21 protein-coding genes are annotated in these 26,075 nt (G+C 46.4%); 16 read left to right on the forward strand and 5 right to left on the reverse strand.

Annotated features, from left to right (window positions below):
* Window positions 1–93: 93 nt before the first annotated feature.
* The 11 genes from xyl3A (at window position 94) to ccsA (ending at window position 15,192) form a co-directional block, all read left to right on the forward strand.
* A complete protein-coding gene (gene xyl3A / locus CSD97_RS13055) occupies window positions 94–2,688 on the forward strand; it encodes a xylan 1,4-beta-xylosidase (protein WP_022401734.1) in 2,595 nt (864 codons plus the stop codon).
* A 197-nt stretch (window positions 2,689–2,885) separates the two neighbouring features.
* On the forward strand, window positions 2,886–3,842 hold the full coding sequence (locus CSD97_RS13060) for an SPFH domain-containing protein (protein WP_005823806.1): 957 nt from the start codon (window positions 2,886–2,888) through the stop codon (window positions 3,840–3,842).
* A 12-nt stretch (window positions 3,843–3,854) separates the two neighbouring features.
* Window positions 3,855–5,213, forward strand: coding sequence for an alpha/beta fold hydrolase (locus tag CSD97_RS13065; RefSeq protein ID WP_005823804.1), 1,359 nt, complete (start codon window positions 3,855–3,857; stop codon window positions 5,211–5,213).
* Window positions 5,214–5,279: 66 nt separating this feature from the next.
* Entirely contained in the window at window positions 5,280–5,486 is a 207-nt protein-coding gene (locus CSD97_RS13070; RefSeq protein ID WP_005823802.1) for a hypothetical protein, read from the forward strand.
* A gap of 317 nt (window positions 5,487–5,803) precedes the next feature.
* A complete protein-coding gene (locus CSD97_RS13075; RefSeq protein WP_005823799.1) occupies window positions 5,804–7,186 on the forward strand; it encodes a hypothetical protein in 1,383 nt (460 codons plus the stop codon).
* A gap of 29 nt (window positions 7,187–7,215) precedes the next feature.
* Window positions 7,216–8,367 (forward strand): imelysin family protein, encoded by a 1,152-nt coding sequence (locus tag CSD97_RS13080; protein ID WP_098032542.1) that lies wholly within the window; start codon window positions 7,216–7,218, stop codon window positions 8,365–8,367.
* Between the two features lie 109 nt (window positions 8,368–8,476).
* Window positions 8,477–9,910, forward strand: coding sequence for a di-heme oxidoredictase family protein (locus CSD97_RS13085; RefSeq protein ID WP_098032565.1), 1,434 nt, complete (start codon window positions 8,477–8,479; stop codon window positions 9,908–9,910).
* A 29-nt stretch (window positions 9,911–9,939) separates the two neighbouring features.
* Entirely contained in the window at window positions 9,940–11,151 is a 1,212-nt protein-coding gene (locus CSD97_RS13090; RefSeq protein ID WP_087332953.1) for a porin, read from the forward strand.
* A gap of 24 nt (window positions 11,152–11,175) precedes the next feature.
* Complete coding sequence (locus CSD97_RS13095; RefSeq protein WP_098032543.1) at window positions 11,176–11,892, forward strand: hypothetical protein; 717 nt, start codon at window positions 11,176–11,178, stop codon at window positions 11,890–11,892.
* A gap of 65 nt (window positions 11,893–11,957) precedes the next feature.
* Window positions 11,958–13,112, forward strand: coding sequence for a Rid family hydrolase (locus CSD97_RS13100; protein ID WP_022401731.1), 1,155 nt, complete (start codon window positions 11,958–11,960; stop codon window positions 13,110–13,112).
* Window positions 13,113–13,140: 28 nt separating this feature from the next.
* Window positions 13,141–15,192, forward strand: a complete 2,052-nt coding sequence (gene ccsA / locus CSD97_RS13105; RefSeq protein WP_022401730.1) for a cytochrome c biogenesis protein CcsA — start codon at window positions 13,141–13,143, stop codon at window positions 15,190–15,192.
* Between the two features lie 431 nt (window positions 15,193–15,623).
* Here ccsA and CSD97_RS13110 read toward each other — a convergent pair whose 3' ends face one another.
* Both CSD97_RS13110 and CSD97_RS13115 read right to left on the reverse strand, forming a co-directional pair.
* Window positions 15,624–16,238, reverse strand: coding sequence for a LuxR C-terminal-related transcriptional regulator (locus CSD97_RS13110; RefSeq protein ID WP_005823789.1), 615 nt, complete (start codon window positions 16,236–16,238; stop codon window positions 15,624–15,626).
* Window positions 16,228–16,932, reverse strand: coding sequence for a hemerythrin domain-containing protein (locus CSD97_RS13115; protein WP_008665531.1), 705 nt, complete (start codon window positions 16,930–16,932; stop codon window positions 16,228–16,230). Before CSD97_RS13115 ends, CSD97_RS13110 begins: the two co-directional genes overlap by 11 nt.
* Before the next feature lie 210 nt (window positions 16,933–17,142).
* Here CSD97_RS13115 and CSD97_RS13120 point away from each other — a divergent pair, with 210 nt between their 5' ends.
* The 5 genes from CSD97_RS13120 (at window position 17,143) to CSD97_RS13140 (ending at window position 23,648) form a co-directional block, all read left to right on the forward strand.
* The gene (locus CSD97_RS13120) at window positions 17,143–17,505 is read left to right on the forward strand and encodes a BlaI/MecI/CopY family transcriptional regulator (protein WP_005823785.1); all 363 of its coding nucleotides are present in this window, start codon (window positions 17,143–17,145) and stop codon (window positions 17,503–17,505) included.
* 29 nt (window positions 17,506–17,534) lie between these two features.
* On the forward strand, window positions 17,535–19,400 hold the full coding sequence (locus tag CSD97_RS13125) for a TlpA disulfide reductase family protein (RefSeq protein WP_022401728.1): 1,866 nt from the start codon (window positions 17,535–17,537) through the stop codon (window positions 19,398–19,400).
* 43 nt (window positions 19,401–19,443) lie between these two features.
* Window positions 19,444–21,525, forward strand: a complete 2,082-nt coding sequence (locus CSD97_RS13130; protein ID WP_022401727.1) for a M56 family metallopeptidase — start codon at window positions 19,444–19,446, stop codon at window positions 21,523–21,525.
* Between the two features lie 12 nt (window positions 21,526–21,537).
* A complete protein-coding gene (locus CSD97_RS13135; RefSeq protein ID WP_098032545.1) occupies window positions 21,538–22,308 on the forward strand; it encodes a TlpA disulfide reductase family protein in 771 nt (256 codons plus the stop codon).
* 101 nt (window positions 22,309–22,409) lie between these two features.
* Window positions 22,410–23,648 carry a hypothetical protein gene (locus CSD97_RS13140; RefSeq protein ID WP_022401725.1) on the forward strand — a complete coding sequence of 413 codons (1,239 nt, stop codon included), beginning with the start codon at window positions 22,410–22,412 and terminating at the stop codon, window positions 23,646–23,648.
* Here the strand turns inward: CSD97_RS13140 and miaA are convergent.
* The 3 genes from miaA to lpxA form a co-directional block, all read right to left on the reverse strand.
* Window positions 23,624–24,529: a tRNA (adenosine(37)-N6)-dimethylallyltransferase MiaA gene (gene miaA / locus CSD97_RS13145; RefSeq protein ID WP_005823716.1), complete on the reverse strand. Its 906-nt coding sequence runs from the start codon at window positions 24,527–24,529 to the stop codon at window positions 23,624–23,626. The genes CSD97_RS13140 and miaA overlap by 25 nt on opposite strands.
* 108 nt (window positions 24,530–24,637) lie before the next feature.
* Window positions 24,638–25,192: a hypothetical protein gene (locus CSD97_RS13150; protein ID WP_005823714.1), complete on the reverse strand. Its 555-nt coding sequence runs from the start codon at window positions 25,190–25,192 to the stop codon at window positions 24,638–24,640.
* A gap of 48 nt (window positions 25,193–25,240) precedes the next feature.
* Window positions 25,241–26,017 carry an acyl-ACP--UDP-N-acetylglucosamine O-acyltransferase gene (gene lpxA / locus CSD97_RS13155; RefSeq protein WP_005823711.1) on the reverse strand — a complete coding sequence of 259 codons (777 nt, stop codon included), beginning with the start codon at window positions 26,015–26,017 and terminating at the stop codon, window positions 25,241–25,243.
* Between the last annotated feature and the right edge of the window lie 58 nt (window positions 26,018–26,075).

Here is a 26,075-nt window from a genome sequence, read left to right on the forward strand (position 1 = left end):
GTTGCATAATGAATCATTCTTTTGAAGTTTGAAATTTAATCAATATACTTATCTTTGTCTTTTGAATAGATAATTGCCTAATATGAAACCATGATGAAACAGAAACTTCTTTACCTTTTGCCACTCTTCCTATTGTCGGGATGCGGGCAGGCTACTTACAAGAATGCATCTCTGCCGGCAGAAGAGCGTGCCGGACTTTTGCTGAAGGAACTGACGCTCGAAGAGAAGGTGTCCTTGATGATGGACAGCTCCAAACCAGTGGAACGTCTGGGCATCAAGCCCTATAACTGGTGGAATGAAGCGTTGCATGGAGTGGCGCGTGCCGGGCTGGCCACAGTGTTTCCCCAACCGATTGGTATGGCGGCATCTTTCTCGCCGGAGACTGTATACGAGGTATTTACTGCTGTTTCTGATGAGGCCCGTGCCAAGAATGCCTACTATGCATCCCAGGAAAGCCATGAACGCTATCAAGGATTGACAATGTGGACGCCTACGGTGAACATCTACCGCGACCCTCGCTGGGGAAGGGGTATAGAGACTTATGGGGAAGACCCTTATCTGACCAGCCGTATGGGGGTGATGGTTGTAAAGGGTTTGCAGGGCACGAACGATGGAAAATATGACAAGCTGCATGCTTGTGCCAAGCACTTTGCCGTACACTCCGGTCCGGAATGGAACCGCCATGAGTTTAATGCGGAAAATATCAAGCCCCGTGATTTGTATGAAACTTATCTTCCTCCTTTTGAGGCTTTGGTGAAAGAAGGAAAAGTGAAGGAGGTGATGTGTGCCTACAACCGTTTTGAGGGCGATCCTTGCTGCGGTAGCGACCGCCTGCTGATGCAGATTTTGCGCGATGAGTGGGGATTTGACGGTATTGTCCTTTCGGACTGTGGAGCTATTGCCGATTTTTACAGAGACTATGGTCATAAGACGCATCCTGATGCAGAGTCCGCTTCGGCGGCTGCGGTGCAGAGTGGGACTGACTTGGAGTGCGGTTCGAGTTACGAGGCCCTGGTAGAAGCGGTGAAGCAGGGAAAGATTGATGAAAAAGCAGTGGATGTAGCAGTCAAGCGTCTTTTGACGGCTCGCTTTGCCTTGGGTGAAATGGACGAGCCGGAGAAGGTGTCCTGGACCGGCATTCCTTTTTCTGTGGTGGCTTCTGCCGGACACGATTCTCTGGCGCTCGACATGGCGCGCAAGTCAATGACACTGCTTATGAACAAGGATAATACCTTGCCGTTGAAGCGTGGAGGGCTGACTATAGCCGTGATGGGTCCGAATGCCAATGATTCTGTGATGCAGTGGGGAAATTATAACGGTATGCCTCCGCACACAGTTACCATTCTGGACGGAATTAGAAAAGCTTTGGGGAGTGATGATCGGCTTATTTATGAACAAGGCTGCGGATGGGTGGAGAGAGCTCAGATACAGAGCGTCTTCAACCGTTGCAAGACTGCCGACGGGAAACCCGGATTTACTGCACGCTACTGGAATAACGTGACTCGTGACGGTGAGCCAGTCACTACTGCCCAAGTGACCACTCCTTTCCATTTTTGTACATCCGGTGCCACGGTTTTTGCTCCGGGTGTGAACCTTACCGACTTCTCGGCTACCTACAACAGCGTATTCACTCCCGACCAGTCGGGAGAGGTGGTCTTTGACATCTATGCTTATGGCTCAGGGAGATTGCGGATAAATGGGGAGGAAGTGAGAGGATTCTCCAATCAGCACGGTGGGCAGAAGAGTGCTTATACTTTGCAGGTACAAGCAGGAAAAACGTATGACGTTGAATTGGATTTTGAATATTTCCGTAGCGATGCACAGCTGAACTTCGACCTCGGATTTAAGAATGAAGTGGATGTGAGAAAATCTGTGGAGCGTGTAAAGGATGCTGATATCGTGGTCTTTGTGGGAGGAGTCTCTCCGAACCTCGAAGGCGAGGAGATGGGTGTTGAGCTTCCCGGATTCAGAGGAGGCGACCGTACTGATATTGAGTTGCCTGCTGTCCAGCGGGAACTGATTGCCGCTTTGCACCATGCCGGTAAAAAGGTGGTGTTGGTGAACTGTTCAGGTTCTCCTATCGGCTTGGAGCCGGAAACCGGGAGGTGTGGAGCTATCCTGCAGGCATGGTATCCCGGTCAGGCAGGCGGTACGGCTGTAGCTGAAGTCTTGTTCGGTGATTACAATCCGGCAGGACGCTTGCCGGTAACCTTCTACCGTAATGTGTCACAGCTTCCAGATTTTGAGGATTATAATATGACGGGCCGGACTTACCGTTACATGACCCAGGAACCGCTTTTCCCCTTCGGTCATGGATTGAGCTATACCTCTTTCAGCTATGGCGCTGTGGTGCTTGGTTCGGATAATATAAAGTCCGGTGAGAAATTGAGATTGAGTGTCCCCGTAACCAATACCGGCAAATGTGACGGTGAAGAGGTTGTGCAGGTCTATTTGAAGAAAAACGATGATGTAGAAGGACCGAGCAAGGCATTGCGTGCTTTCAAGCGGGTACATATCCCGGCAGGAAAGACGGTCGATGTAGAGTTTGATTTGGGTGATAAAGAGTTGGTGTGGTGGAATCCGCAAAGCAATGCCATGTGCGTTTCCGAAGGCAGCTATGAACTGATGGTGGGCGGTAGCTCGCAAACTGCTGATTTGCTGCGCCGGTCTTTTGTCATTCAGTCTTGATACATCACTGACAGAGTCAAAAAAAGTTTTCCGCTTGAGGGTGAGTTATGGCCCTCAAGCGGAATTTTTATATACTGGGAATACATGTTCTTAATAATCCTTAATACTATATGTTAACTCCCTTGTTTCTTTGTACTTCTCTAATTTTAATTGATATATTTGTGATATCGTTATGATATCAATTAAATTTATAGAATATGGAAACAAAAGAGTGTAGTTTCAGTGGTTTCAAGATGAATGGCTTTCTGGCCTTGTTCCTTCATTTGGTAGTGCTTACGGCGGTGATAATCTTTGGGTTTCTCATTTCTGTGCCTACCTTGATCCTTTCGGTGTGTCTGTGTCTGGTATGGTTCATTATGTTTGCCGGCTATATGGAGCTGGAACCGAACGAGGCGCGTGCCATGGTGTTCTTTGGCAAGTACAAGGGAACATTCAAAGAGACCGGCTTTTTCTGGGTAAACCCTTTCCTTAATAAGAAGAAGCTTTCGCTTCGTGCACGCAACCTGGATGTGGAGCCGATAAAGGTGAACGATAAGATTGGTAATCCTATTCTTATAGGACTGGTATTGGTGTGGAAGCTGAAGGACACCTATAAAGCCATGTTTGAGATTGATTCACAAACAATGGCTGCATCCGCTCCGACAGCGGGTAATGCGAACCAGGTCAGTCTTGGCAATGCGGTGGCCAACCGTATGAATGCGTTCGAGAATTTCGTCATGATACAGAGTGATGCCGCTCTTCGCCAGGTTGCCGGTCAGTATGCCTATGATGATAATGAGGCTGATACGGAAGAGTTGACACTTCGTTCGGGCGGTGAGGAAATCAATGAACAGCTGGAGCAGAAATTGAATGAACGCCTGGCCATGGCAGGTATGGAAGTGGTGGAAGCGCGTATCAACTATCTGGCATATGCGCCCGAAATTGCCGCTGTGATGCTGCGTCGCCAGCAAGCATCTGCCATTATTACGGCACGCGAGAAGATTGTGGAAGGGGCAGTCTCTATGGTAAAAATGGCGCTCCATAAACTTTCTGAAGAAGAAATTGTTGAACTGGACGAAGACAAGAAAGCAGCAATGGTCAGCAATCTGTTGGTAGTGCTTTGTGCGGACGAGGCTGCCCAACCGGTAGTCAATACGGGAACGTTGAACCATTGATAAAGGATACGGATGAAAGAGATGGGAGGCATAGGACGGTGGGCTCTTATACTGCTCTTGCTGGGCAATGTATATGGGGGCTTTGCACAAGATGCGAATACTGCGCGCGCGCAGCACATTTATGAATTGTTTGTGGCAGGGCAAGGTGACAGCATCCATGCGGCATTGAACCGGGAGTTGCAGGAGAAACTGGCTCCGGCACTCTTCAATGATTCTTTCCGGCAAGCAGAGAAAATGTTTGGTAAATCCATATCAAAAGGAGAATGGAAGACCGATTCTGCCCAGGGAATTACTATCTATTATTCCGATGTGGAATTTGAACGTTATAATCTCCGCTTTCTAGTGGCTTTTGATGCTGACGGGGCACTGAATACAATCCGGCTAGTCCCTGCACCTGCTGTTAGCACTGCCCAACCGGTAGCCTATGATAAGACAAAAATGGATGAAAGGGATATTACGCTGGGAGCCGACGGCTACAAGCTTCCCGGAACGTTGACTTTGCCCAAGAGGGCAGTCGGTTCGGATGTATGCAGGGTTCCTTGTGTTATTCTGGTACATGGTTCCGGTCCTCACGACCGTGACGAGACGATAGGTCCCAACAAGCCTTTCCGTGACCTGGCCTGGGGATTGGCGGAACGCGGCATTGCCGTCGTCCGCTATGAAAAACGGACAAAAGCATATGGTGCGGCTTGCGTTCCTGCCGGTCGCGAACTCGATTATGATACTGAGGCCGTGGACGATGCCGTTGCCATAGTGGAGCAGGTAAGGGCTTTGCCCGAGCTGGCTCCTGACAGTGTGTATGTGTTGGGGCACAGCCTGGGAGGTACATTGGCTCCCCGTATTGCCGGGCGTTCGAAAGGTTTGGCAGGTATCATTATCCTTGCCGGACTGGCAAGACCGCTTGAAGATGCTCTTGAGGAACAGTTTTATTATACCTCTTCTTTGACGGATTCTTCAGTCAATGTAAAGGCTCAACTTGATGAACTGAAACAACAGTTGGTGAATGTCAAAAAGCTTGGTACCGAAGAGTTCGATGAGGCAATTCCCTTACCGTTGGGGCAGCCCCGCTCCTATTGGCTGTTTGCCAACGCTTACAAACCGGTGGAGGTTGCCGCTAAACTAAAGCTGCCCATATTTGTTCTTCAAGGGGAGAGAGATTATCAAGTGACTATGGAAGACTTCGGTTTATGGCGTTCCGGTCTGTTGCATTGTAAGAATGCGTACTTCAAATCTTATCCGAAATTGAATCACTTGTTGCAGGAAGGCAGCGGCAAGGCGACTCCGTTTGAGTATAGCCATGCTTCGCCCGTCCCGGCATATGTTATGGATGACATTGCCTCCTTCGTGCGGGGCAAGCAGAATACTCTTTGATTGGTACTTGGTTATATCAAAGTAACTTCAATCATAAATCGTAAATTGTTAAATAGTAAATAAATAGTGGCTAAAAAAGAAACTTCAACCAAAAGCTTTGTCCTCCGTGTGGATGCTGCAACGATGGATGCCATTGAAAAATGGGCAGCCGACGAGTTCCGTAGTACCAATGGACAGCTTCAGTGGATTATCGCTGAAGCATTGCGGAAGAGTGGGCGGATGAAGAAGTCCAAGAATCCTCCTCCGTCTGAAGAGAAAGCAAAGGAGGATTAGTAATAACAGATTCTAAATCGTAGATAATATGATTAATCTTGGTCCTTATTCCGGCAAGAATTGCCCTAATGTCCGTTTCCAACCCACTGTGCTTGACCGTATTCTGGAAGGTACGGCCCTGCTTATCGTGCTCGTTACGTGGATTAGCATTTTAATAGTTCTTTTACCATTTATCCTCCTTTTTCATCTTTATTTGTTGTTATAAATCTGCCATTACCTACTAATGGTTACTCTTTCTCTTCTTTTCGCAATTTTTAGGTATTGTTCTCCTTTTTAACTACCTCTACCTTTGCTCCCAACAAAAATTAAGATAAAAGATGAGAAAATTAACTGGCTTATTCGTTTTATGTTTTTTGCTTTCTGCCAATGCTTTGCAGGCTGCTGAACCTGAAAAAGTTACTTCTGCAGCAGAGAGTACGGAGATTTCAACAGACAAAGAGAAAAAGGAAAAAGTAGCGAATGATGGCGACAACTACAAGAAATTCCGTTTCGGTGGATACGGAGAAATGGTTGCAAGTTTTAAGGATTATGGTATTAACCGTTTCTATGGTGCGCCTGAAGGCAATCCAGACAAACATAGGAATACAATTTCTATACCCCGTTTCGTGTTGGCTCTGGATTACAAGTTCAATTCCAAATGGATACTCGGTGCTGAAATCGAGTTTGAATCCGGTGGTACGGGTACTGCTTATGAACTTGAGAATACGGAAAACGGTGAGTATGAAACGGAGGTGGAAAAGGGTGGCGAAGTGGCTATCGAGCAATTCCACATTACCCGTTTAATTGTTCCACAATTCAACATACGTGCCGGTCACATCATTGTCCCGGTAGGATTGACCAACGCCCATCATGAACCAATCAATTTCTTTGGAACTTATCGGCCGGAAGGAGAGACAACCATCCTTCCTTCTACGTGGCATGAAAACGGACTCGAGTTTTTTGGTTCTTTTGGAAAAGGATATGCCAGCTTTGATTATCAGGCCATGATAGTGGCCGGTCTGAATGCCAATGGCTTTGACCGTAACACCTGGATAGCAAGTGGCAAACAAGGCATCTTTGAAGAAGACAACTTTACTTCACCGGGCTATGTGGCTCGTCTGGACTATAAGGGGGTTCCGGGGTTGCGTATAGGTGCTTCGTTCTATTACTGCGCTGATGCCGGTTCCAATTCTGACAAAGCGGATACTTATTCGTCTACCGGTAAGATTCCGGTAAGAATTTATACGGCAGATGCCCAATACCGTAATAAATATGTGGTTGCCCGTGCCAATATGGTATACGGAAATTTGGGTAATTCAGCGAAGCTTAGTGAGGCAAATACCAAATTGTCGAATAAATCTCCTTACAGCCGTATAACCCCCATTGCAAAGAATGTAGTCAGTTATGCAGCCGAGGCCGGTTTGAATATCAGCGCTTTCTTCAAAGGAAACAGGAAAGTTCCGGTTATCTACCCCTTTGCACGTTATGAATATTATAATCCGCAAGAAAAGGGAGAGGCCAGCCAGATAATGGAGAAACGTTGTCAGGTAAGCATGTGGACTGCTGGATTGAATTGGTATGCCTTGCCTAATCTGGTGGTAAAGGCTGACTACACTACCCGCCAAATCGGAACAAACAAGGTTTTTGGAACTGGCAAGTATAATAGTGAAAATGAGTTTTCGATTGGTATTGCCTATATCGGTTGGTTTGTCAAGAAGTAGATGAATAGTAATCAATTAATTTTATACAGATGAGGAAAAATTTCTTTTATGCGGCAGCTTTGGTATTAGGGCTGGCATTTACGGCTACTGCTTGTAGCGATGATGATGACAACAGTACAGTTAATCCTGCTGACATTGAGTATAACTCGGAGAATGCGGCAAGTTGGCACAACTACATGAGAAATGTGGCGGCTTTGTTGAAGGCAGATGCCACCAATCTTTATGATTCTTGGAATACGAGTTATAAGGGTGGGGCAAGTTTTGCAACTTCCTTCAAAGCTCATAATGGTGCCTATAACTTTTCAAGTGCCTGGAACTGTATAGAGCAGGTTATCGACGGTTGTGTTGAAATCTCCAATGAGGTAGGTGAGACGAAGATTGGTGATCCATATAATAAATATATGGCAAACAATGTTACAGAGGCCCTCTATGCTGTTGAGTCATGGTATAGCTGGCATTCCCGTGATGATTATACCAATAATATTTACTCAATCCGCAATGCCTATTACGGCTCCTTGGACGGTAAGGTGAGCGACAAGTCAATTTCAAAATTGGTGGCTGGAGTCAATGCGGAGTTGGATACGAAAGTGTCGGCAGCTATCACTACGGCAGCATCGGCTATTCAGGCTATTCCCCAACCTTTCCGTAATAATATCAACAGTCAGGAAACGGTAGCGGCTATCAAGGCTTGTGAAGAACTGGAAAGTGTATTGGATAAGGAGTTGAAACCTTATATCAGGGACAATAGCACCATTAACAGCAATGAAGCACTTGACCCGATTGTTGAAAATTATGTCAATGTTGTGGTTTTGCCTACCTATAAGGATTTGAAGGAGAAGAATAGTACGCTGTATGACGCTGTGGTGGCTCTTGCCAACAATCCCTCTAACAGTGCTTTTGAGACGGCATGCAATGCTTGGATAACAGCCCGTGAACCTTGGGAGGAAAGTGAGGCGTTCCTATTTGGGCCGGTGGATGAGCTGGGACTTGACCCGAATATGGATAGTTGGCCTTTGGACCAGAACGCCATTGTCCAGATTCTGAATTCCCAGAAATGGGGCGATTTGGAATGGAGCGAGGGTGATGATGATGCAAAAGTTGAATCTGCTCAAAATGTACGCGGATTCCATACTTTGGAATTCCTGCTTTTCAAGGATGGCAAGCCTCGTACAGTTAAATAAGAATTATTTATAAACAATACTCAAGAAGTAAAGGGGAGGATTTGGAGAATCCTGCCTTTACTTCTTTGGCATGTTTGGATATGCCATTATTAAAAAGTAGATAAAGATGATGAATCGTTTAATGAGATATTCATGTCTTCTCCTTTGTTTGTCGGCAGGTTTGACTGCTTGTGATGATGATGGGATTGACGTGTTGGATATAGAGATTCCTGAAGGATACGCTCTGTCTGCCGGAACGTCCACAATCTTCATGAATTCATCCAAGGCCTATGATTCACCGGCAGACTGGGTGTCGGGTGTTTACAACAGTCGCTTTAATGATGGTGACGGGCTTTACGATGATGTGCGTACGAGTAGCAATGGCATGGGAGGTGGTCTTGGCCCGGTCTATGCGGGGTATTCTTGTGGCAGTTGTCATCGTAATGCCGGCCGTACCAAACCGACGCTGTGGAGTGAAGGTGGATCGGGTAGTTACGGGTTTTCCTCGATGCTGGTTTATATAAGCCGCAAGAATGGTGCGTTTTTTCAGGATTATGGTCGTGTCCTCCATGACCAGGCAATTTATGGAGTGAAACCGGAGGGGAAGCTTTCTGTGGAGTATACTTATGAGACTTTTACCTTTCCCGACGGAGAGAAGTATGAACTTTGCAGACCGGCTTATTCCATATCCGAATGGTATGCTGACAGTATAAAGCCTGAAGATATGTTCTGTACGGTGCGTATCCCGTTGAGACATGTCGGTATGGGGCAAATGATGGCTTTGGAACCTACGGAGATTGAAGCGCTTGCTGCAAAAAGTAATTATCCGGAGTATGGTATAAGTGGCCGTTGCAATTACATTACCGAACGTGGTGTGAGAAGCTTGGGGCTGTCGGGAAATAAGGCTCAACATGCGGATTTGACTGTTGAACTTGGTTTTTCAAGTGATATGGGTGTTACCAATAGCCGCTATCCGGAAGAGATATGCGAGGGGCAGTCCCAGGTGAATCAAGGCAGCATGATGGGGCTTTCTTATGCCCAGCTGGATGTTTCTACAGAAGATATGGAAGATGTTGACTTGTATATGCAGAGTCTTGGTGTTCCTGCACGGCGTAATGTGAATGACCCGCAGGTGATAAGGGGAGAACAGAATTTCTATAAAGCCAAGTGCCATCTTTGCCATGTCACCACGTTGCATACCAGGCCTCGGGGCTCCGTGCTGTTGAACGGTACCCGTTTGCCATGGTTGGGAAGTCAGACAATTCACCCCTATTCGGATTTTTTGCTGCATGATATGGGCTCCGAAATTATGGGAGTCGGTCTGAATGATAACTATGTAAGTGGGTTGGCGCGTGGCAATGAATGGCGCACTACTCCGCTTTGGGGTATCGGGCTTCAGGAAAAGGTAAACGGACATACCTACTTCTTGCACGATGGTCGTGCCCGCAATCTTGTTGAAGCCATAATGTGGCATGGGGGAGAGGGAGAAGCATCGAAAAATCTCTTTAAGAACATGAGTAAGGATGACCGTGATGCCCTGATTGCATTTTTAAATTCACTTTAGAACTAATAAGCTTTATATAAAAAGTAATTATGAAGAAATTTTTATATGTCGCCATGCTGGCTGTTTTGCCTTTGACCGCTATGGCGCAACATGAGGAAGATACGGAGAATGGTGTAGTGTCATTGGCCGGAAGAGAAGGTTTTACCATTGAAACAAAGAAAGGTGATTTTGTTTTCAAGCCTTATCTGTTGGTACAAACGAGTGCTAATTTCAATTGGTATGATGATGAAGGCTTGGATAAGGCTTATAACCAAGATAATATTGCCAATTCGGGTTTTTCCATTCCTTATGCCGTACTTGGCTTTACTGGCAAGGCTTTTGGAAAAGTGGCTTTCAATCTGTCCATCAATGCTGCTGCAAGTGGAGGAGCGCTGTTACAGCAGGCGTGGTTCGATGTACAGCTGAAAAAACAATTTGCGATTCGTGTCGGAAAGTTCAAGACTCCATTCTCGCATGCCTATCTGACAACTCTTGGCGAAACACTGCTTCCCCAGTTGCCGGTTTCTCTGACGTCTTCTGTAATTTTGCCTTATTCGTTGAATGCCGTGACGCCTAATATCGGTACGGGATTTGACCTGGGTGTTGAAGTTCACGGTCTGGTGGCAGATAAGTTCGGTTATGAAGTCGGCTTGTTCAATGGAACCGGAGCTTCCGTGAATACAGCTTCAAAGACGATGAGTGATGACTGGCATATCCCTTCATTGCTGTATGCCGGACGTCTGACTTATATGCCCAAGGGGGTGATGCCTTCCACACAAGGTAATCCTAACCGTTTGAACGAGGATAAGATATTATTCGGTCTTTCGGGTTCTATCAATGTGGAGAGTGAAAATGAGAGTACCAATGATACCCGTGTGGGGCTGGAATTTGCCATGTTGAAGAACAAGCTCTATCTGGCGGCTGAAGCTTATTATATGAATGTAGGTTTCACCAAACGGCAAAAGATAAATGAATCGTATAGCTTTTTAGGCGGTTATGTGCAAGGTGGTTACTTTGTCGCTCCCCGCCTACAGCTTGCCGCACGCTACGATATCTTCAATCGTAACGGTACGGATGACGACGGTTTCCTGAATATGCCTGCTGTAGGTATGAATTACTTTTTCAGAGGATGCAACCTGAAATTGCAGGCAATGTATCAGTATGTAGCCCGTTGGGGACACGACACGCAGCTCGACCGTGATAATGATAATTTAGGTCTGGCCACTCACTCTGCCACGGTGATGCTTCAATATACATTCTAAATGAAGTCAGGAAAGGATTCGTCTATGAAAAAATACATTCTTTTCTTTTTTCTGCCCGTGCTTCTTATAGGTCTGCATGCATGCGATGAGGGGAGAATTTATGAGAATGCCGTAGTGGCCACGGGTGAAGGACGCACAGTGAAGATGACAGGCCGGATTAGTGGTGTGGATAAGTGGTCGGGCGACTATAGTGTGGTAGTGGCAGGATTTGATGATGAAAGCGATTATGCCATTGTTTCAAAGGTTGTTCCGGTATCCGAATCGGATAATGATGAAATCCAGTTGACAATGTCCGGCATAACGGATGAGGTGACAACAGTCGAGCTATGTGTAATCAATAAGTTGAGAAAGCGCATTGTCAGTTTGGTGGCAATGGAATGTACTGAAATCGCTGATACTATACTTATGGATGCAGGAACAGTTGATGCAAGTATGTACAATGCCATTCAACAAAAAATATTCAATGCCACTTGTACGGCTTGCCATGGTCTTAGCACCACTCCGGGTGGTGGCTTGAATCTGCTGGAAGGACATAGCCATGCTGAGCTGGTCAACCGGGCTTCAACAACGGTGGACGGTAAAATGAGGGTTATGCCCGGCAATGCGTCAGAAAGTGTCTTGCATCTCATATTGGGTACGGACATCAGCTCGGATTGGCGTATAGACCATTCTCAGATGATAACCTCATCTGATATGCAGTCTTTGATTGGCAACTGGATTGACGATGGTGCACAGCCGTAATAATGATGGGCCTTACTGGTAATACCGGTACTTTTTTGAACAACAACGACTAATTGATATTTAATATGAAAGATAAACAACAACAAACTAATCAATCGGAGAATACCTTAACCGAAATCTTTAAATATGAGGTAGAAGCGGGTGTTTCGGAATATCATGTAATGATTCATGCCACCAGACCGGAAGCGACTTATGAAGAACAGCTGAATGCGGTGGTCGACACTTACTGCCAACTGCGTGAAAGTGAACTACAAGGTGCTGTTGCCATCTTTAAACGCTACTTTCTAAGTGACGCCGCCAATCAGGCAGATATGCTACTGGCGCTTTCGGCAGAATGTTCGGATTGTGCACTCTCCGTGGTAGAGCAGCCGCCGTTGAACGGTACAAAGATTGCACTGTGGGTCTATCTGCAGAAAGGTGTGGAAACACAGGTGCTTCATAATGGATTGTTCGAAGTGAGACATGGCGCCTACCGTCACCTTTGGGGAGGCGGCTCTTTCAATCGTGCTGCCAATTCGGAATACCAGACCCGTCTGCTGTTGAATGACTATGTGATGCAGCTGATGGAACAGGGCTGTAAGCTGGCTGATAATTGCATACGTACCTGGTTCTTTGTACAGAACGTGGATGTGAATTATGCCGGAGTGGTGAAGGCGCGTAATGAGGTGTTTGTTACCCAGGACTTGACGGAGAAGACTCATTATATTTCCAGTACCGGTATCGGTGGCCGTCATGCCGACCCAAAAGTGACGGTTCAGATGGATACTTATGCTGTAGATGGTTTGAAATCTGAACAAATTCACTACCTTTACGCACCGACACATCTGAATCCCACATACGAATACGGTGTGAGTTTCGAGCGAGGTACGTATGTGGATTATGGCGACCGTCGCCAGGTGTTTATTTCGGGTACTGCGAGCATCAATAATAAAGGTGAGGTGGTATGTCCCGGAGACATTCGCAAGCAGACGGAACGTATGTGGGAGAATGTGGAGGCTTTGTTGAAAGAGGCTGGCTGTACGTTTGATGATTTAGGACAGATGATTGTTTATCTGCGGGATGTTGCTGACTATACCGTGGTCAAAGGAATGTATGACGAGCGTTTTCCGGATACTCCGAGAGTGTTTGTATATGCTCCCGTATGTCGTCCGGGTTGGCTGATAGAGATGGAATGTATGGGAGTCAGGTCTTTAGAAAACAAGGAGTTTGCTCCATATTGATTTTTTACTTTTAATTGATAGCTCTTAATTGAAAAAGTTTCTCATAGCTGTTTATGGTTGTTTGCTGCTCATGCTTGCTGCAACTACGTTTGTAGAGCAGACGTGCAGTACGGATTTTGTAGAAAAGCATGTTTATCATACGATTTGGTTCTGTTGTTTGTGGGGAGCCCTTGCTGCGATGACTGTTGTTGTGCTTGTAAGACTGCGGTTGTGGCGGCATCTCCCGACGTTGTTGTTGCATGGCTCCTTCCTCGTGATTTTGGCGGGAGCCATGACTACGTTTCTTTGTGGCCGGAAAGGATATGTGCATCTTACTGTCGGCAGTGAGGTGAACTGCTTTTTGGAACAAGACGGCAGGCAGGTTGTAGAGTTACCGTTCACCTTACGTCTGGACAGTTTCCGGATTGAGTACTATCCGGGTACGGATGCTCCTGCAGATTATATCAGCTATATTCACGGTGAGACGCCCGTCTCCATGAACCGTATTCTTTCACGGCAGGGGTTCCGCTTTTATCAGTCTTCCTTTGATGAGGATATGCAGGGGAGCTGGCTGACAGTGAATTATGACCCGTGGGGGATAGGGATTACCTATAGTGGATACCTCTTGTTAGGTGTCTCCATGCTCTGGATGCTGGTCAGCCGGGGAGGAGAGTTCCGCAGGCTGCTGAGGCATCCGTTGTTGAAGAAGGGAGGAATGTTTGTCCTATTGTTGCTGTGTCTGGGAAGTGGGGTACATGCGCAGAAGAGAAGCCTTCCGGCACTGGCACGCAAGCAGGCGGATAGTCTTGCCCGTAAGCAGGTGATTTATAATGACCGTGTGGTTCCTTTCAATACCCTTGCGCGCGATTTTGTACTGAAACTGACGGGAAAATTGTCTTATGGAGGCATGACGCCGGAGCAGGTGATTGGCGGATGGCTTCTGCGTCCGGAGGTTTGGCAGAATGAGCCGATGATTTATATCAAAAACGAGGCACTCCGTCGCCTGCTTCATTTGGAGACACCCTATGCATGTCTGGCTGATTTGTTCGACGGTGAGAAGTATCGCTTGCAGAAGTTCTGGAAGGGGAAGCAAGACCATCATCGGAAAATGACTTCTCTGGAAAAGGCCATTGTAGAGGCGGATGAAAAGGTGGGACTGATTTTGATGCTCCAAAATGGTACATTGATTCGTCCTTTGCCGGAAGACGGGAGTGTGGAGCCTGTTTCCGATACTAAAATACAAGCCGAATTGCTGTATAACCGTATTCCTTTCAGCAAATTGCTGTTCATGTTCAACCTTACGGTGGGGATGCTGGCTTTCTTCCGTCTGCTGTATCGCGGCCTGCGCCGTTCGTCGGCATTGTCAGACTCTTCCGGTAGGATTGTAGCGCTCTCTTTCTCTTCGCGTTTGGCAGATACTTTTTTCCCGTTTTCTCTTTATGCGGCGTTTCTCTTTCAGCTCTTCGGGTATGGTCTGAGGTGGTACATCGGCGGGCGTATCCCGTTGGGTAATGGATACGAAACGATGCAGTTCATGGCATTGTGTGCGCTGTTCCTGGCTTGTCTGTTTCGGCGGCGCTTCCCGTTTATGGTGCCTTTCGGTTTTTTGCTGTCCGGTTTTGCCTTACTGGTGTCCTATTTGGGACAGATGAATCCCCAAATCACTCCCTTGATGCCCGTGCTCGTTTCTCCGTGGCTCAGTACGCATGTGTCGTTGATAATGATGTCTTATGCTTTGTTTGCCTTTATGATGCTGAACGGCATACTGGCATTGTGTCTTCGCCGTTCAGCCCGGATGTTGATGCTGCTCAGCCGATTGCTGCTTTATCCCGCCGTTTTCTTTTTGGGAGCCGGCATTTTTCTGGGTGCGGTTTGGGCCAATGCTTCTTGGGGGCGTTATTGGGCTTGGGACCCGAAGGAAGTATGGGCGCTGATTACCTTTATGGTTTATGGAGCGGCGTTCCATGCGCGCAGCCTGCGCATTTTCCGCAGTCCGTTATTCTTCCATATCTATATGGTTGCCGCCTTTCTGACAGTCCTGATGACCTATTTCGGGGTGAACTACATCCTTGGAGGAATGCACAGCTATGCCAATGCCTGATTTACGGGTGGTTCTACCTATTTATGATGACTGACTTGTTTTATTATACCTAATTTAAGTGATTGCGTACTGTCTGCCGATGCCCTATCTTTGCAACATCAGATTTGAATGAATTAGTTAGTCATAATTACGTAACCACTTTTATGAAGATAAAAGGATCCCCGCTTCCCGATGTGATATCGTGAAGCGGGGATTTGTGTATGGCGTGACGGATACTGTGGGTAAGGTTGGATAAGGATACTTGTGGGGCATAAAGAGTCATAGGATGGGGAGGGATGACATAGGGGATGAGCTTTGTCTTCAGGCACAAGATAAACCTTAATCAATAGGCAGAGGGCTTTTCCCGTATGGAGGAGCATACTTTTGCAAGGGATTCATCCGGTTTTTCCCTATAGGCCGCAGCGGGTAGGGAAACGGTTGCCGGAAGAATCTTATAGAGAGTCCTTGATGTCGCTCAATTCTACCAGCTTGTTGACAATAGCGTAGATGGTGAGCCCTGCCGGAGAATGTATCTGCAGTTTGCGTGCAATGTTACGGCGATGGGTAATGACGGTATGGATGGAGAGGTAGAGTTTGTCGGCGATGGCTTTGTTGGTCATGCCCTTCACAACGCAGGTGATGATTTCCTTTTCGCGCTGGCTCAGGGTTTCTTGTTCGCTGTCTTTTTCCTCTTCCTCCTCGGTGTGTAGCAAGTGGTTGATTTTGGAGGCGATGACATCTACGTCATCGCACATGGCGAAGTTCTCGTCATATTCCTTCAATATGTTGTTGTCGATGACGGAGCATACCATAGCAATGTACTTGATACCGGATTTTCCGTGTTCTGCCTTGAAGGCGGGCAGGTCGAACCAGCCACCGAAAGTGGGGTTGATGATGATAATGTCTGCCGGATGCATGTGAATGTAGTTCTGCAGCGATTCCGGAGAAGAAACCTCAATAGGGTGTGCATTCAAGTTGGGAATACGCTTCAAAACAGCCGTCAGGCCACTCCGGATGATGACCGAAGTTTCTGCAATGACAATCTTCAAAGAAGTATTATTGTTCATTTTTCAGTTTCCTTTCTATTTGCGCTACGGCGGGAACAAACATATAATCTTCTACCTGGCAGTGGGTGGCAAGGTCTTGTTCGCAGTTGAATATATCGAACAAGACCGCATTCAGGAGATTGTTGTTCTCCTTTTCCGGGTAGTATTTGATGATGATGTTCTTCAGCTCTTTCAGTTTGGTATCTATCTGATTATGTTTGCTGGCAAAAGTGGCGATGTTGTATTCGTCCGATAGGTTGCCTTGGAGTAATTGCTCTACATAGGTGAATACGGCCTGGTTTTCATATTCCATGTGGCGGCGTACTTCCTTGGCATATTCATCGAAGAACTTCAGGATGAGGTAGGCTACATCGTTTGTACTGGAACAATCGATGGCTTCGATGAGTTTGCGGCGGATGGCCGGCAGGTTGAAGTCGAGGAAATATGTGTGGGCACGCTTCAGATAATCCATAAGGGCGGGAATGGAAAAATCACTTTCATTACCGCTGTAAGAGTATTGTTCTTCGCTGATAAAGTTGGCTACGGCGAGGAATGTAGGGCAATCGACGCCTTGTGCTTCGCAGACGTCCTTCACGCTCTTGTCTCCGAATCCTAATGACAGTCCGAAGCGGCTCATCACCATTAATAAGGAGTAATTGTCACAGATGAGGTCACTCATCTTGTCCGTGGAGCGGTACTTATGTTGCTCATTCATTGTATGTTATTGTTTTTAATTCTCTGATTCGTGCGCAAAGTAACGGCTTTTATCCGAGAACTGCAATCACTATTAGTAGGTATTTTGCTTGTCGGGAGACGGTTGGAGACTGGTGTTTGCCGAATAAACTAAAAGCTTTAGTTTTATTTAACGAGAGAAATTAGTTTTTGAACTAAATAATTTAGTTCTTTGCGGAAAACAAAGAATGTTATGAAAGGATTGACTGCAAAAGAAGAAGAAATCATGGGCTTTTTCTGGGAAAAGGGACCCTTGTTTGTGAAGGAAATGCTGGCATTCTATGAAGAGCCGAAACCACATTTCAATACTTTGTCCACCATTGTGAGAGGATTGGAGGATAAGGGATTCTTGAGCCATCATACGTACGGCAACACGTATCAGTATTATGCGGTGGTCAGCGAGGAGGATTTCCGCAAGCGGACACTGAAGAACGTTATCAGCAAATATTTCAATAATTCCTATCTCAGCGCAGTGTCGTCTCTGGTGAAGGAAGAGGATATATCCCTGGAAGAACTGAAGCAGTTGATACAAGACGTGGAAAAGGGAAGGGACTGAGATTGTTGAGACTCTAATAACTCTGGCTTATGAAAAACATCGGATTGGTTTGTTTGCTGCTGGTAAGTATTTGCTGCGGATTGCAGGCAAAGAAAATCGTAAAGGTACCCTATTTCATGGCATGCAATACGCGTAGCATTGAAGTGGAGCAAGTGACGCTTGGAAAAGATACGACCTGGCTGGCGGTGAGGCTTTATGGCATGCAGGGCGATAGGGTCAGGATTGATTCGACAGCTGTGTTGCGGGCATCCGGAAAGGATTACGGATATTTGGGAAATACCGGTTTTGCCAGGGATGAATGGACGCATATTCCCGCTTCCGGTGAAATGACTGCTGTTTTGAAGTTTAGTCCGCTTCCGATGGATACTGAGAGCTTTGATTTTGTAGAGACACCGGACAGTGATGAAGGATGGGTAATTTATGGTATACAGCTCAACGGAGAGAAACCTCGGGTGGATATTTCCGAACGTTTGCGGAATAAGAAACCGGATGAGGTTTTGCCATTGCCCGGACCGGAATTGAATATGGGAAAGACTGTCATAAAGGGGCAGATATTGGGGTATAAACCGGAGTATGGAGTGACGTTACGCTACTATGACTCGCCTTGGTTCTTCATGTATTTCACCGGTAAGGACTTGAAGATAGCGGAGGATGGCACGTTCCGTTATGAGACAGAGGTGCTGTTGCCGAGCGGTGCTACGCTGTGGATATCCCGTTCGAAAATAGAATTGTTTCTCGTTCCGGGTGGAGAACTGGATGTCACAATCAATCTGCCTGAAATATTCTATTCGCAAAGCCGTCTTTTAAGCCGGAAAAGGGATGGTGTAACGGACAACTGTGTTTGGTTTGAAGGAGACTATGCCGGTCTGAATACCGAGTTGCTGCGGTTCGGTGAAATGAAAAGCTTATCGGGAGCTGATGATTTTTATGCAGATATTTGTGGGATGACTCCGCAGGCATATAAAAAGTATCTGTTCAGGCATTATGAAGATATGCAAAAGAAACTTGTAAAAAACAAGGATATGAGCCAGGCTTGCCGTACTTATATCCGGGCAAATCTGGATATGAATCTGTTCAGCCTTATCTATAATTACAAGAGTAACCTTAGTTATGCCCCGATGCTTTCGGGCAGGAAGGGGGTGAAAAGGGCGGACATGACGGTGGACAGTACCTCATACTTCAAGGAAATACTGCAACTGGATATTCTGCATACCCCCGAACAGAAATATTACAATTATTATACGGACTTTGTGAAGACCGCTACCGGAAATTTCCGGGATAAGTTTGTGCAAGACCCTCTTTGGCCGGACATGCTTCTTGCCGGGCGTGCTTCCCGTAATCTGAGCAAGTACATGCCTTTGACTGAGGAAGAGCGTCGGACGGTGGACAGCATCGCTTCTCCCGACCTCAGGCAATTGTTCCTGATGAGAAACGGGAGGATTGAAGCCGAACTGAAATCAGAGTTGGAAGCTACTAAGGGAAAGACCGGATATAAGATTGTTGAGGTGGAAAAGGAGGTAGCGGCAGACAGTTTGTTGCAGGTCATTACTCGTCCTTATCGTGGCAAGATGGTACTGGTGGATATGTGGAACACCTGGTGTGGTCCTTGTATGCGGGCCATGAAAAGCCTGAAACCGTTGAAAGAGGAGCTGAAAGAGGTGGTTTATCTATATATTGTCGACGAAACATCTCCTGAAGGAAAATGGAAAGTAATGATACCGGATATACCCGGTATTCACTGTCGCATTAGCAATGAGCAAAGTACGGCATTGGCAAAGCTGTACGAATATCCGGGTATCCCGACCTATTTCGTCGTGAACCGTGAAGGAGATATTTCCTACAAAGCAACCGGATTTCCCGGAGTGGAGATGCTACGGAATGAACTGACCAAGTAACTGTAAATAGTAAATCGTAAATCCCTAAATAGTAAATAATTCCATGGGTCTGTTTTTTGTTTATATACTCAAATCTTCTGTTTGCCTGGCGATATTCTATTTGTTTTATCGCTTGTTGCTGGCGCGCGAGACGTTTCATCGTTTCAACCGTTTTTCATTGTTGGGTATTTTGCTGTTGTCCTGCCTATTGCCTTTGGTAGAGGTAAGTGTGAAGCAGGAGACGGAAGTGCACCAGACGATGCTGACATTGGAGCAGTTGCTGATGATGGCGGATGCAGTGAATGCCACTGAGGCCGGAGCAAGGGCTGAAACGGCAACAGTCACCTGGATACAAGTGGCGCTGCTTGTCTATCTGGCAGGAATCGTTTTCTTTGCCTTCCGCAACGTATATTCGTTGGTACGGTTACTGATGTTGCTGAAATCGGGTAAAAAAGAGGATATTGGCAGCTACTTACCGGGCAGGAAAGAGCGCGTTACTTTGATTGTACACAACTGTGACATCGCTCCGTTCAGTTGGATGGGATATATTGTCATTTCACGGAAAGACTTGGAGGAGAACGGACGGGAAATCCTTATCCACGAGCTTGCCCATATCCATAACCGCCATTCCTGGGACTTGCTGGTGGCTGATGTCTGCATTTTCTTTCAGTGGTTCAATCCGGCATCATGGCTCCTGAAGCAGGAATTGCAGAATATCCATGAGTTTGAAGCGGATGAAATGGTGATAAAGGAGGGTGTGGATGCAAAACTGTATCAACTATTATTAATAAAAAAAGCTGTCGGCACAAGGCTCTACTCTATGGCCAACAGCTTTAATCACAGTAAACTTAAAAAACGTATCACTATGATGTTAAAAGAAAAATCAAGCCCGTGGGCACGTTTGAAGTATCTTTATGTACTTCCGGTAGCTGCCATTGCAGTGACAGCTTTTGCCCGTCCCGAAGTCTCCGATAAAGTGGAGAAGATTTCAAGCGTCAAAGTTAACGATTTGGCTGCAATTGTAGAAACAAAAGTGGTGGAAAGTGCAGGTGACACTACGAAGCCTGCCGATGTGAAGTATGTACCGGCGGAAGTCCGCAAGCAGTTGAAGGGAACTCCGGTCTTCGAGGTGGCAGAGGAGATGCCGGAATTTCCCGGCGGCGGAATGAGTGCTTTCATGGATTATATCAAGACGAATATGCGTTATCCGGCATCTGCCAAAGAGAACGGTACGCAGGGACGGGTCACTGTCCAGTTTGTGGTGGATGAAGATGGAAGCATCAAGGACTCCAAGGTGCTCCGTTCTGTGGATAAGGATATGGATGCCGAGGCGCTGCGATTGATAAACACTATGCCGAAGTGGAAGCCGGGGAGACAGAAGGGGCAGCCGGTGGCTGTGAAATTTACGGTGCCGGTGATGTTCAGGCTGGACGACGACAAACTTGAAAAAACTTCTTCTGCCAATGGTATTACAGTTGAAGGATATGCGGGTAATGGGAAAGAGCCATTGTATATTGTGGATGGAAAAGAGGTGACGCCATCTGTCATGAGTGCATTGAATCCTGATAAGATAGAACGTGTAACGGTTTTGAAAGATAAATCTGCCACGGATTTATATGGAGAAGAGGGACAGAATGGCGTTGTTCTGATAACCCTGAAACAAGGAACTCCGGGTATGGTTATCCGCCGGGGTAATGAGGTGGCAGAGAATGCTAAAGTACAGCATAAGAGTAGTCTTGATTTAATAAAGACTGTCTATATTGATGGAGAAAAGGTTGACTTGGGTACTAAAACTATCGATGATTTAATACCTGCCGAGAATATTGAGGGTATTGAGGTGAAGAAAGAGGCAGGTGGAAAAGGTGAGATTTACATCACTACTAAAAAAACTAAAGCTGTAGAAAAGACCATTGCCAAAGGCAATATGAAAGTGGAAGGCAAAGTGGTGGATGAGCAGGGTGAGCCTGTTATCGGTGCGGCTGTTCTGATAGAAGGTACCACTACGGGAAGCGTTACCGATGTCAATGGCAATTTTGTCCTTTCTGTACCTTCTAAGGATGCTGTATTGGTTGTTTCGTATATAGGCATGGCTACCGGCAAAGTGAAGGTGCAGCCCAAGCTTACGATTACGCTGAAAAGTGAATAGTCTCTAACAACTATGATAAGGAAAATTCTCTCTTTGTTTCTGATTCTGGTAGCTGTGGGGGCAGGGCTTTGCTCTGCCCAGACAGCCGGTAAGAAATATTATTTGGTGGGCGGGCTTTTCTTCGAAGGCATGCCGCCTGGTGTGGGTTCGGACAACGTGGCGGCTTTCATAATACATGAGGACGGCGCGAGACACGAGGTTACGGAACTCCGCTTGCGCAAGGGCATTGTGCTGTCTGAGGAGGTGAGAGAATATGCTACTCCTGCCGACGAGGTGCCTGGTGCGGAAGCTTTCTTGATGAGTTACCGTGGAGGAACGGGGAAGAAGTTGCCGATAGGCGGTGCCGTACAGACTTTGAAGAAGGAAGAATGGATAGGAAAGGCTTTTCCGGAATTCAAAGTGAAAGACACAGAAGGACAGGAATGGAGCAAGGCCGATGTGACGGGACGTCCTATGGTCTTGAACTTCTGGTATACCGGCTGTGGTCCTTGTATCCGTGAAATGTCGGAGCTGAACAAATGGATAGAAGTCTATCCTGATGTAACCTATCTTGCTACGACTTTTGACAGTGCTGTACAAATAAAGAAAATTGTAGAGAGCCATCCTTTCCTCTTTACCCAGATAGCCGATGACTTGTTTTTCTTCGAGACCTTTCATGTGAGTGGTATGCCGGTCACTATACTGGTGGATAAGAAAGGCATTATCCGTCATATAGAACAAGGTACTGGAACTGCGAAACTTCGGTATATGCAGGATAAGTTGCAGAAACTTGTCAGCGAATAATTCTTTCCTGATGAATAGGGGATAAGGATTTCAGAGGATTTCTTTTGCCCTTTCACAGATTATCATACCTTTGCGAATATAAATCTAAGGAAGGCAAGGTTATGATAAAACATCTTTTTTTAATATGGGGACTGCTTGCGGCACTCACTGCTGAGCCGGTTCTGGCTTGTACATCTGCCGTCGTTTCTGGAAAGGTTACTCCTGACGGCCGTCCGTTGCTATGGAAAAACCGTGATACGGACTATCTGCGAAATCATGTTGCTTATATAAAAGGGGAGAAGTATAACTTCATTGCCGATGTGAATAGTGCTAACTTTCCTGCCTTGAAAGAGGCATGGATGGGTACAAACTCCGTTGGTTTTGCCTTGATGAACACCCAATCCTACAATCTGGTGGAAGTGAAAGATGGGGAAGAACGGGGGGCAGCCAACGGGAGGATTATCTACCGTGCCTTGGAGGTTTGTGCCACGGTGGAGGATTTCTGCCATTTCCTCGATACCATTTCCAAGCCCAGCTTGATAGAGGCCAATTTTGGCGTAATCGACGCTCAAGGCGCTGCCGCCATGTTTGAGGTGGATTATTATAAATATACGATGTATGATGCCAATAATCCCAAAGATGCTCCTTACGGCTACATTGCCCGTACCAACTTCTCTTTTGCCGGTGAAGCAAATCGGGGGGCAGGTTATGTACGCTATATGGAGGCAGACAGGGTACTGATGAGGGCTTCTGCAACGGGAGGGATCACACCGCAGGGTATATTTAATGATCTTTCACGTTCGTTTCGCAACGGCATGCTTGATATTGATTTGAAGAACGGGAAATTTAATCGCCCGCAAGGTTCCGGTTGGTTTGTCGACCAGGATTTTATTCCCCGTAACAGCACTTCTTGTTCCATTGTGGTGCAGGGCGTAAAACCGGGTGAGAAGGCGGAACTTACTACGATGTGGACAATGCTGGGATATCCTCCTACGGGTATTGCCGTGCCGCTTTGGGTGAAGGATGCGGATAGACTTCTGCCTCCGATGGTATGTTGGGACAAGGCGTGTGCCGCCGCTCCGCTCAGTGATTGGTCACTCCGGCTTTCCAACAATGTCTTTTGTTATAATCAGGGGATGGGAACCAATCGTTATCTGAATTGGGAAAAACTGTACAATATGGAGAATAATGGCTATATGCAGCAGCTTGTTACGGTAGAGGCAGAGGTGTTTCGCCGTACATGCCTATTGTTGGACAGCTGGAGACAGCAAGGAAGCATTGATTCTCAAGAAATGCAGAAGCTTTATCAAGATGTGGAAGCACTTGTCCGAAAGGCTTATACGCCTTTGATGGAACAATGACAGTATTCCAGTATTTCCCCTTCCTGCTCCGGGTGGAACCAGTGGATTTCCTCGTCCCGTTTGAACCAGGTCATTTGCTTACGGGAATAGATGCGTGAGTTCTGCTTTATCTTTTCGATGGCAAAGGGTAATGTCCATTCACCATCCAGGTACTTGAATATTTCTTTGTAGCCTACTGTATTTAGGGAATTTAGACTTTTATGCGGGTAGACCATGCGCGCTTCTTCCACTAAACCCTCTTCCACCATTTGGTCCACCCGGCAGTTGATGCGTTCATAAAGCTCTTCCCGGTTACGTGTTAATCCTATTTTGATGATACGGAAGGGGCGTTCTTTCTTTTGTTGAGTGCGGAAGGAAGTGTAGGCCTTTCCCGTCATGTAGCAGATTTCCAAAGCATGGACTACGCGTTTGGGATTCTTCAAATCTACTATTTTGTAATATTCCGGATCCAACAGCTTAAGTTCCGCACAAAGTCTTTCCAGACCTTCTGTTTCGTATTTGTGCAGCATGAGCTGGCGTGTATCGGCATCTACGGTCGGAATGTCGTCAATTCCTTTACAGACTGCATCTACATACATCATTGAGCCTCCGGTCAGCAGTACGGTGTTATGCTTTGTAAACAGGTCTTCCAGCAGCTTCATCACTTCCGCTTCGTATTGGGCGGCACTGTAATAGTCTGTCAGCTTCAGGGTACCGACGAAGTGATGCTGTACCCGTTGCAGTTGCTCCGGTGTAGGGGCAGCCGTGCCTATCTTTAAATCTGCATAGAGTTGTCTCGAATCGGCCGAGACGATACAAGTATGGAAATGTTCTGCCAATCGGAGGCTGAGCTCTGTTTTGCCTACTCCGGTGGGACCGATAAGTACGATTAGGGTGTGCATGCGGGTAAAAAAATAGGCACGGATTACGCGGATTACACGGAATATTCAATAACAACCGTGTGTTTCCGTGTAATCCGTGCCTAAAAGAAATCTGTATGGTATGTCTGTTTAATATTTCTCTTCTTCAAAGGAGTTTCCGGCTTCGTCCAAACCGCCGAAACCCTCTTTGTCGAAATCTTCCATATCGAAGTCCTGGTCGCCGTAAAAGTTTTCGTCCAAATCAAGGGAACCGCCAGCAGCTGCCATCTCTTCAAAATCAATGGTCTGCTTGGGAGCTTCACCTGCTTTCTTGGTGCATTTGGCTCCTTTCATTTCCTTTCCGGTAATGATTTCAGAAAGCTCGATGAAGAAGCAGCGCTCAGTCATATAATCGAATACATAGAGAAGTTTCTGCTTCTCGTCTTCAACCAGTTCGCTCAACTGGGTCTCTTTCATCACCCAACTGTCCATTTCCGGATTGTCATCCATTTCTTCCAGCGTAATTTCTTTCTCTTTCTCCCAGTCATCATCGCAAATGAAGAAAGAAGTCATCTGGTCGTTAGTGTAGCCTGCCGACTTTAGAATCGCTTCATGGAAGTCATAAAAGGTAGCTTCCGGGTCTATCTGTATTTCTCTGACAAAATCGTCCACCTCATCAGAGATGATTGTAAATCTGTAGATCATGATGATTTATAATTTATGATTTCTGACTTTGTGTAAATCATACGTTTTTCATTTTCCTGCGGGGATAATGCCGCGGGCTGATTCACGTATAAAGTTTACGATATAGCTTATTTCCGGTGTCATTTCCATTTCATCCTCGATTTTCTTCAAGGCATCCGTATTGTTCAGACCGCCTTGATAGATAATACGATAGGCATCATGGATTTTCTCAATGGTCTCGTTGGAGAAGCCACGGCGGCGTAACCCTACCACATTGATTCCCGCATAGCAGATAGGCTCGCGTCCGGCAATGATGTACGGCGGGATGTCCTTGCTGAAACGGCAGCCGCCTTGTATCATTCCATAACCGCCCACATGGCAGAATTGGTGCATCAGTACATTGGCACTGATGATGGAATAATCGTCGATGACAATTTCACCCGCCATTTTTGTAGAGTTGCCAATGATACAGCTGTTGCCTATCAGAGCATCGTGGGCCACGTGTACACTTTCCATCAGGAGATTGTTGTTGCCGACGATGGTTCTGCCTTTGGCAGCTGTACCGCGGTTGACAGTTACGTTTTCACGTATGATATTGTTGTCTCCGATTTCAGCAGTGCTTTCCTCCCCTCTGAACTTTAAATCCTGGGGAATGGCACCGATAACGGCTCCCGGGAAAATGGTGTTTCCATTGCCGATGCGTGCACCGTACAGAATGTTGACATTTGCCATAATCTTGTTGTTATCACCGATTACCACATTCTTGTCAATGAAAACAAAAGGAGCAATCTCTACGTTTTCCCCGATTTTGGCTTCGGGATGAATATACGCTAAGGGACTTATCATATTATTTACGATTTAGCTATTTACGATTTACGATTGAGAATACTTGCGATTTACTGTA

The organism is Bacteroides sp. AR29, from assembly GCF_900217715.1.
In the GTDB taxonomy this organism is placed as follows: Bacteria; Bacteroidota; Bacteroidia; order Bacteroidales; family Bacteroidaceae; genus Bacteroides; species Bacteroides uniformis.

Coding starts and splice junctions, on each gene's coding strand:
- CSD97_RS13150 (WP_005823714.1), bottom strand. CDS start 25,192: ATGATCTACAGATTTACAATCATCTCTGATGAGGTGGACGATTTTGTC.
- CSD97_RS13140 (WP_022401725.1), top strand. CDS start 22,410: ATGATAAAACATCTTTTTTTAATATGGGGACTGCTTGCGGCACTCACT.
- CSD97_RS13110 (WP_005823789.1), bottom strand. CDS start 16,238: ATGAACAATAATACTTCTTTGAAGATTGTCATTGCAGAAACTTCGGTC.
- CSD97_RS13135 (WP_098032545.1), top strand. CDS start 21,538: ATGATAAGGAAAATTCTCTCTTTGTTTCTGATTCTGGTAGCTGTGGGG.
- CSD97_RS13065 (WP_005823804.1), top strand. CDS start 3,855: ATGAAAGAGATGGGAGGCATAGGACGGTGGGCTCTTATACTGCTCTTG.
- CSD97_RS13100 (WP_022401731.1), top strand. CDS start 11,958: ATGAAAGATAAACAACAACAAACTAATCAATCGGAGAATACCTTAACC.
- CSD97_RS13115 (WP_008665531.1), bottom strand. CDS start 16,932: ATGAATGAGCAACATAAGTACCGCTCCACGGACAAGATGAGTGACCTC.
- CSD97_RS13075 (WP_005823799.1), top strand. CDS start 5,804: ATGAGAAAATTAACTGGCTTATTCGTTTTATGTTTTTTGCTTTCTGCC.
- CSD97_RS13085 (WP_098032565.1), top strand. CDS start 8,477: ATGAATCGTTTAATGAGATATTCATGTCTTCTCCTTTGTTTGTCGGCA.
- CSD97_RS13125 (WP_022401728.1), top strand. CDS start 17,535: ATGAAAAACATCGGATTGGTTTGTTTGCTGCTGGTAAGTATTTGCTGC.
- CSD97_RS13120 (WP_005823785.1), top strand. CDS start 17,143: ATGAAAGGATTGACTGCAAAAGAAGAAGAAATCATGGGCTTTTTCTGG.
- CSD97_RS13095 (WP_098032543.1), top strand. CDS start 11,176: ATGAAAAAATACATTCTTTTCTTTTTTCTGCCCGTGCTTCTTATAGGT.
- CSD97_RS13090 (WP_087332953.1), top strand. CDS start 9,940: ATGAAGAAATTTTTATATGTCGCCATGCTGGCTGTTTTGCCTTTGACC.
- CSD97_RS13080 (WP_098032542.1), top strand. CDS start 7,216: ATGAGGAAAAATTTCTTTTATGCGGCAGCTTTGGTATTAGGGCTGGCA.
- CSD97_RS13130 (WP_022401727.1), top strand. CDS start 19,444: ATGGGTCTGTTTTTTGTTTATATACTCAAATCTTCTGTTTGCCTGGCG.
- CSD97_RS13060 (WP_005823806.1), top strand. CDS start 2,886: ATGGAAACAAAAGAGTGTAGTTTCAGTGGTTTCAAGATGAATGGCTTT.
- lpxA (WP_005823711.1), bottom strand. CDS start 26,017: ATGATAAGTCCCTTAGCGTATATTCATCCCGAAGCCAAAATCGGGGAA.
- xyl3A (WP_022401734.1), top strand. CDS start 94: ATGAAACAGAAACTTCTTTACCTTTTGCCACTCTTCCTATTGTCGGGA.
- miaA (WP_005823716.1), bottom strand. CDS start 24,529: ATGCACACCCTAATCGTACTTATCGGTCCCACCGGAGTAGGCAAAACA.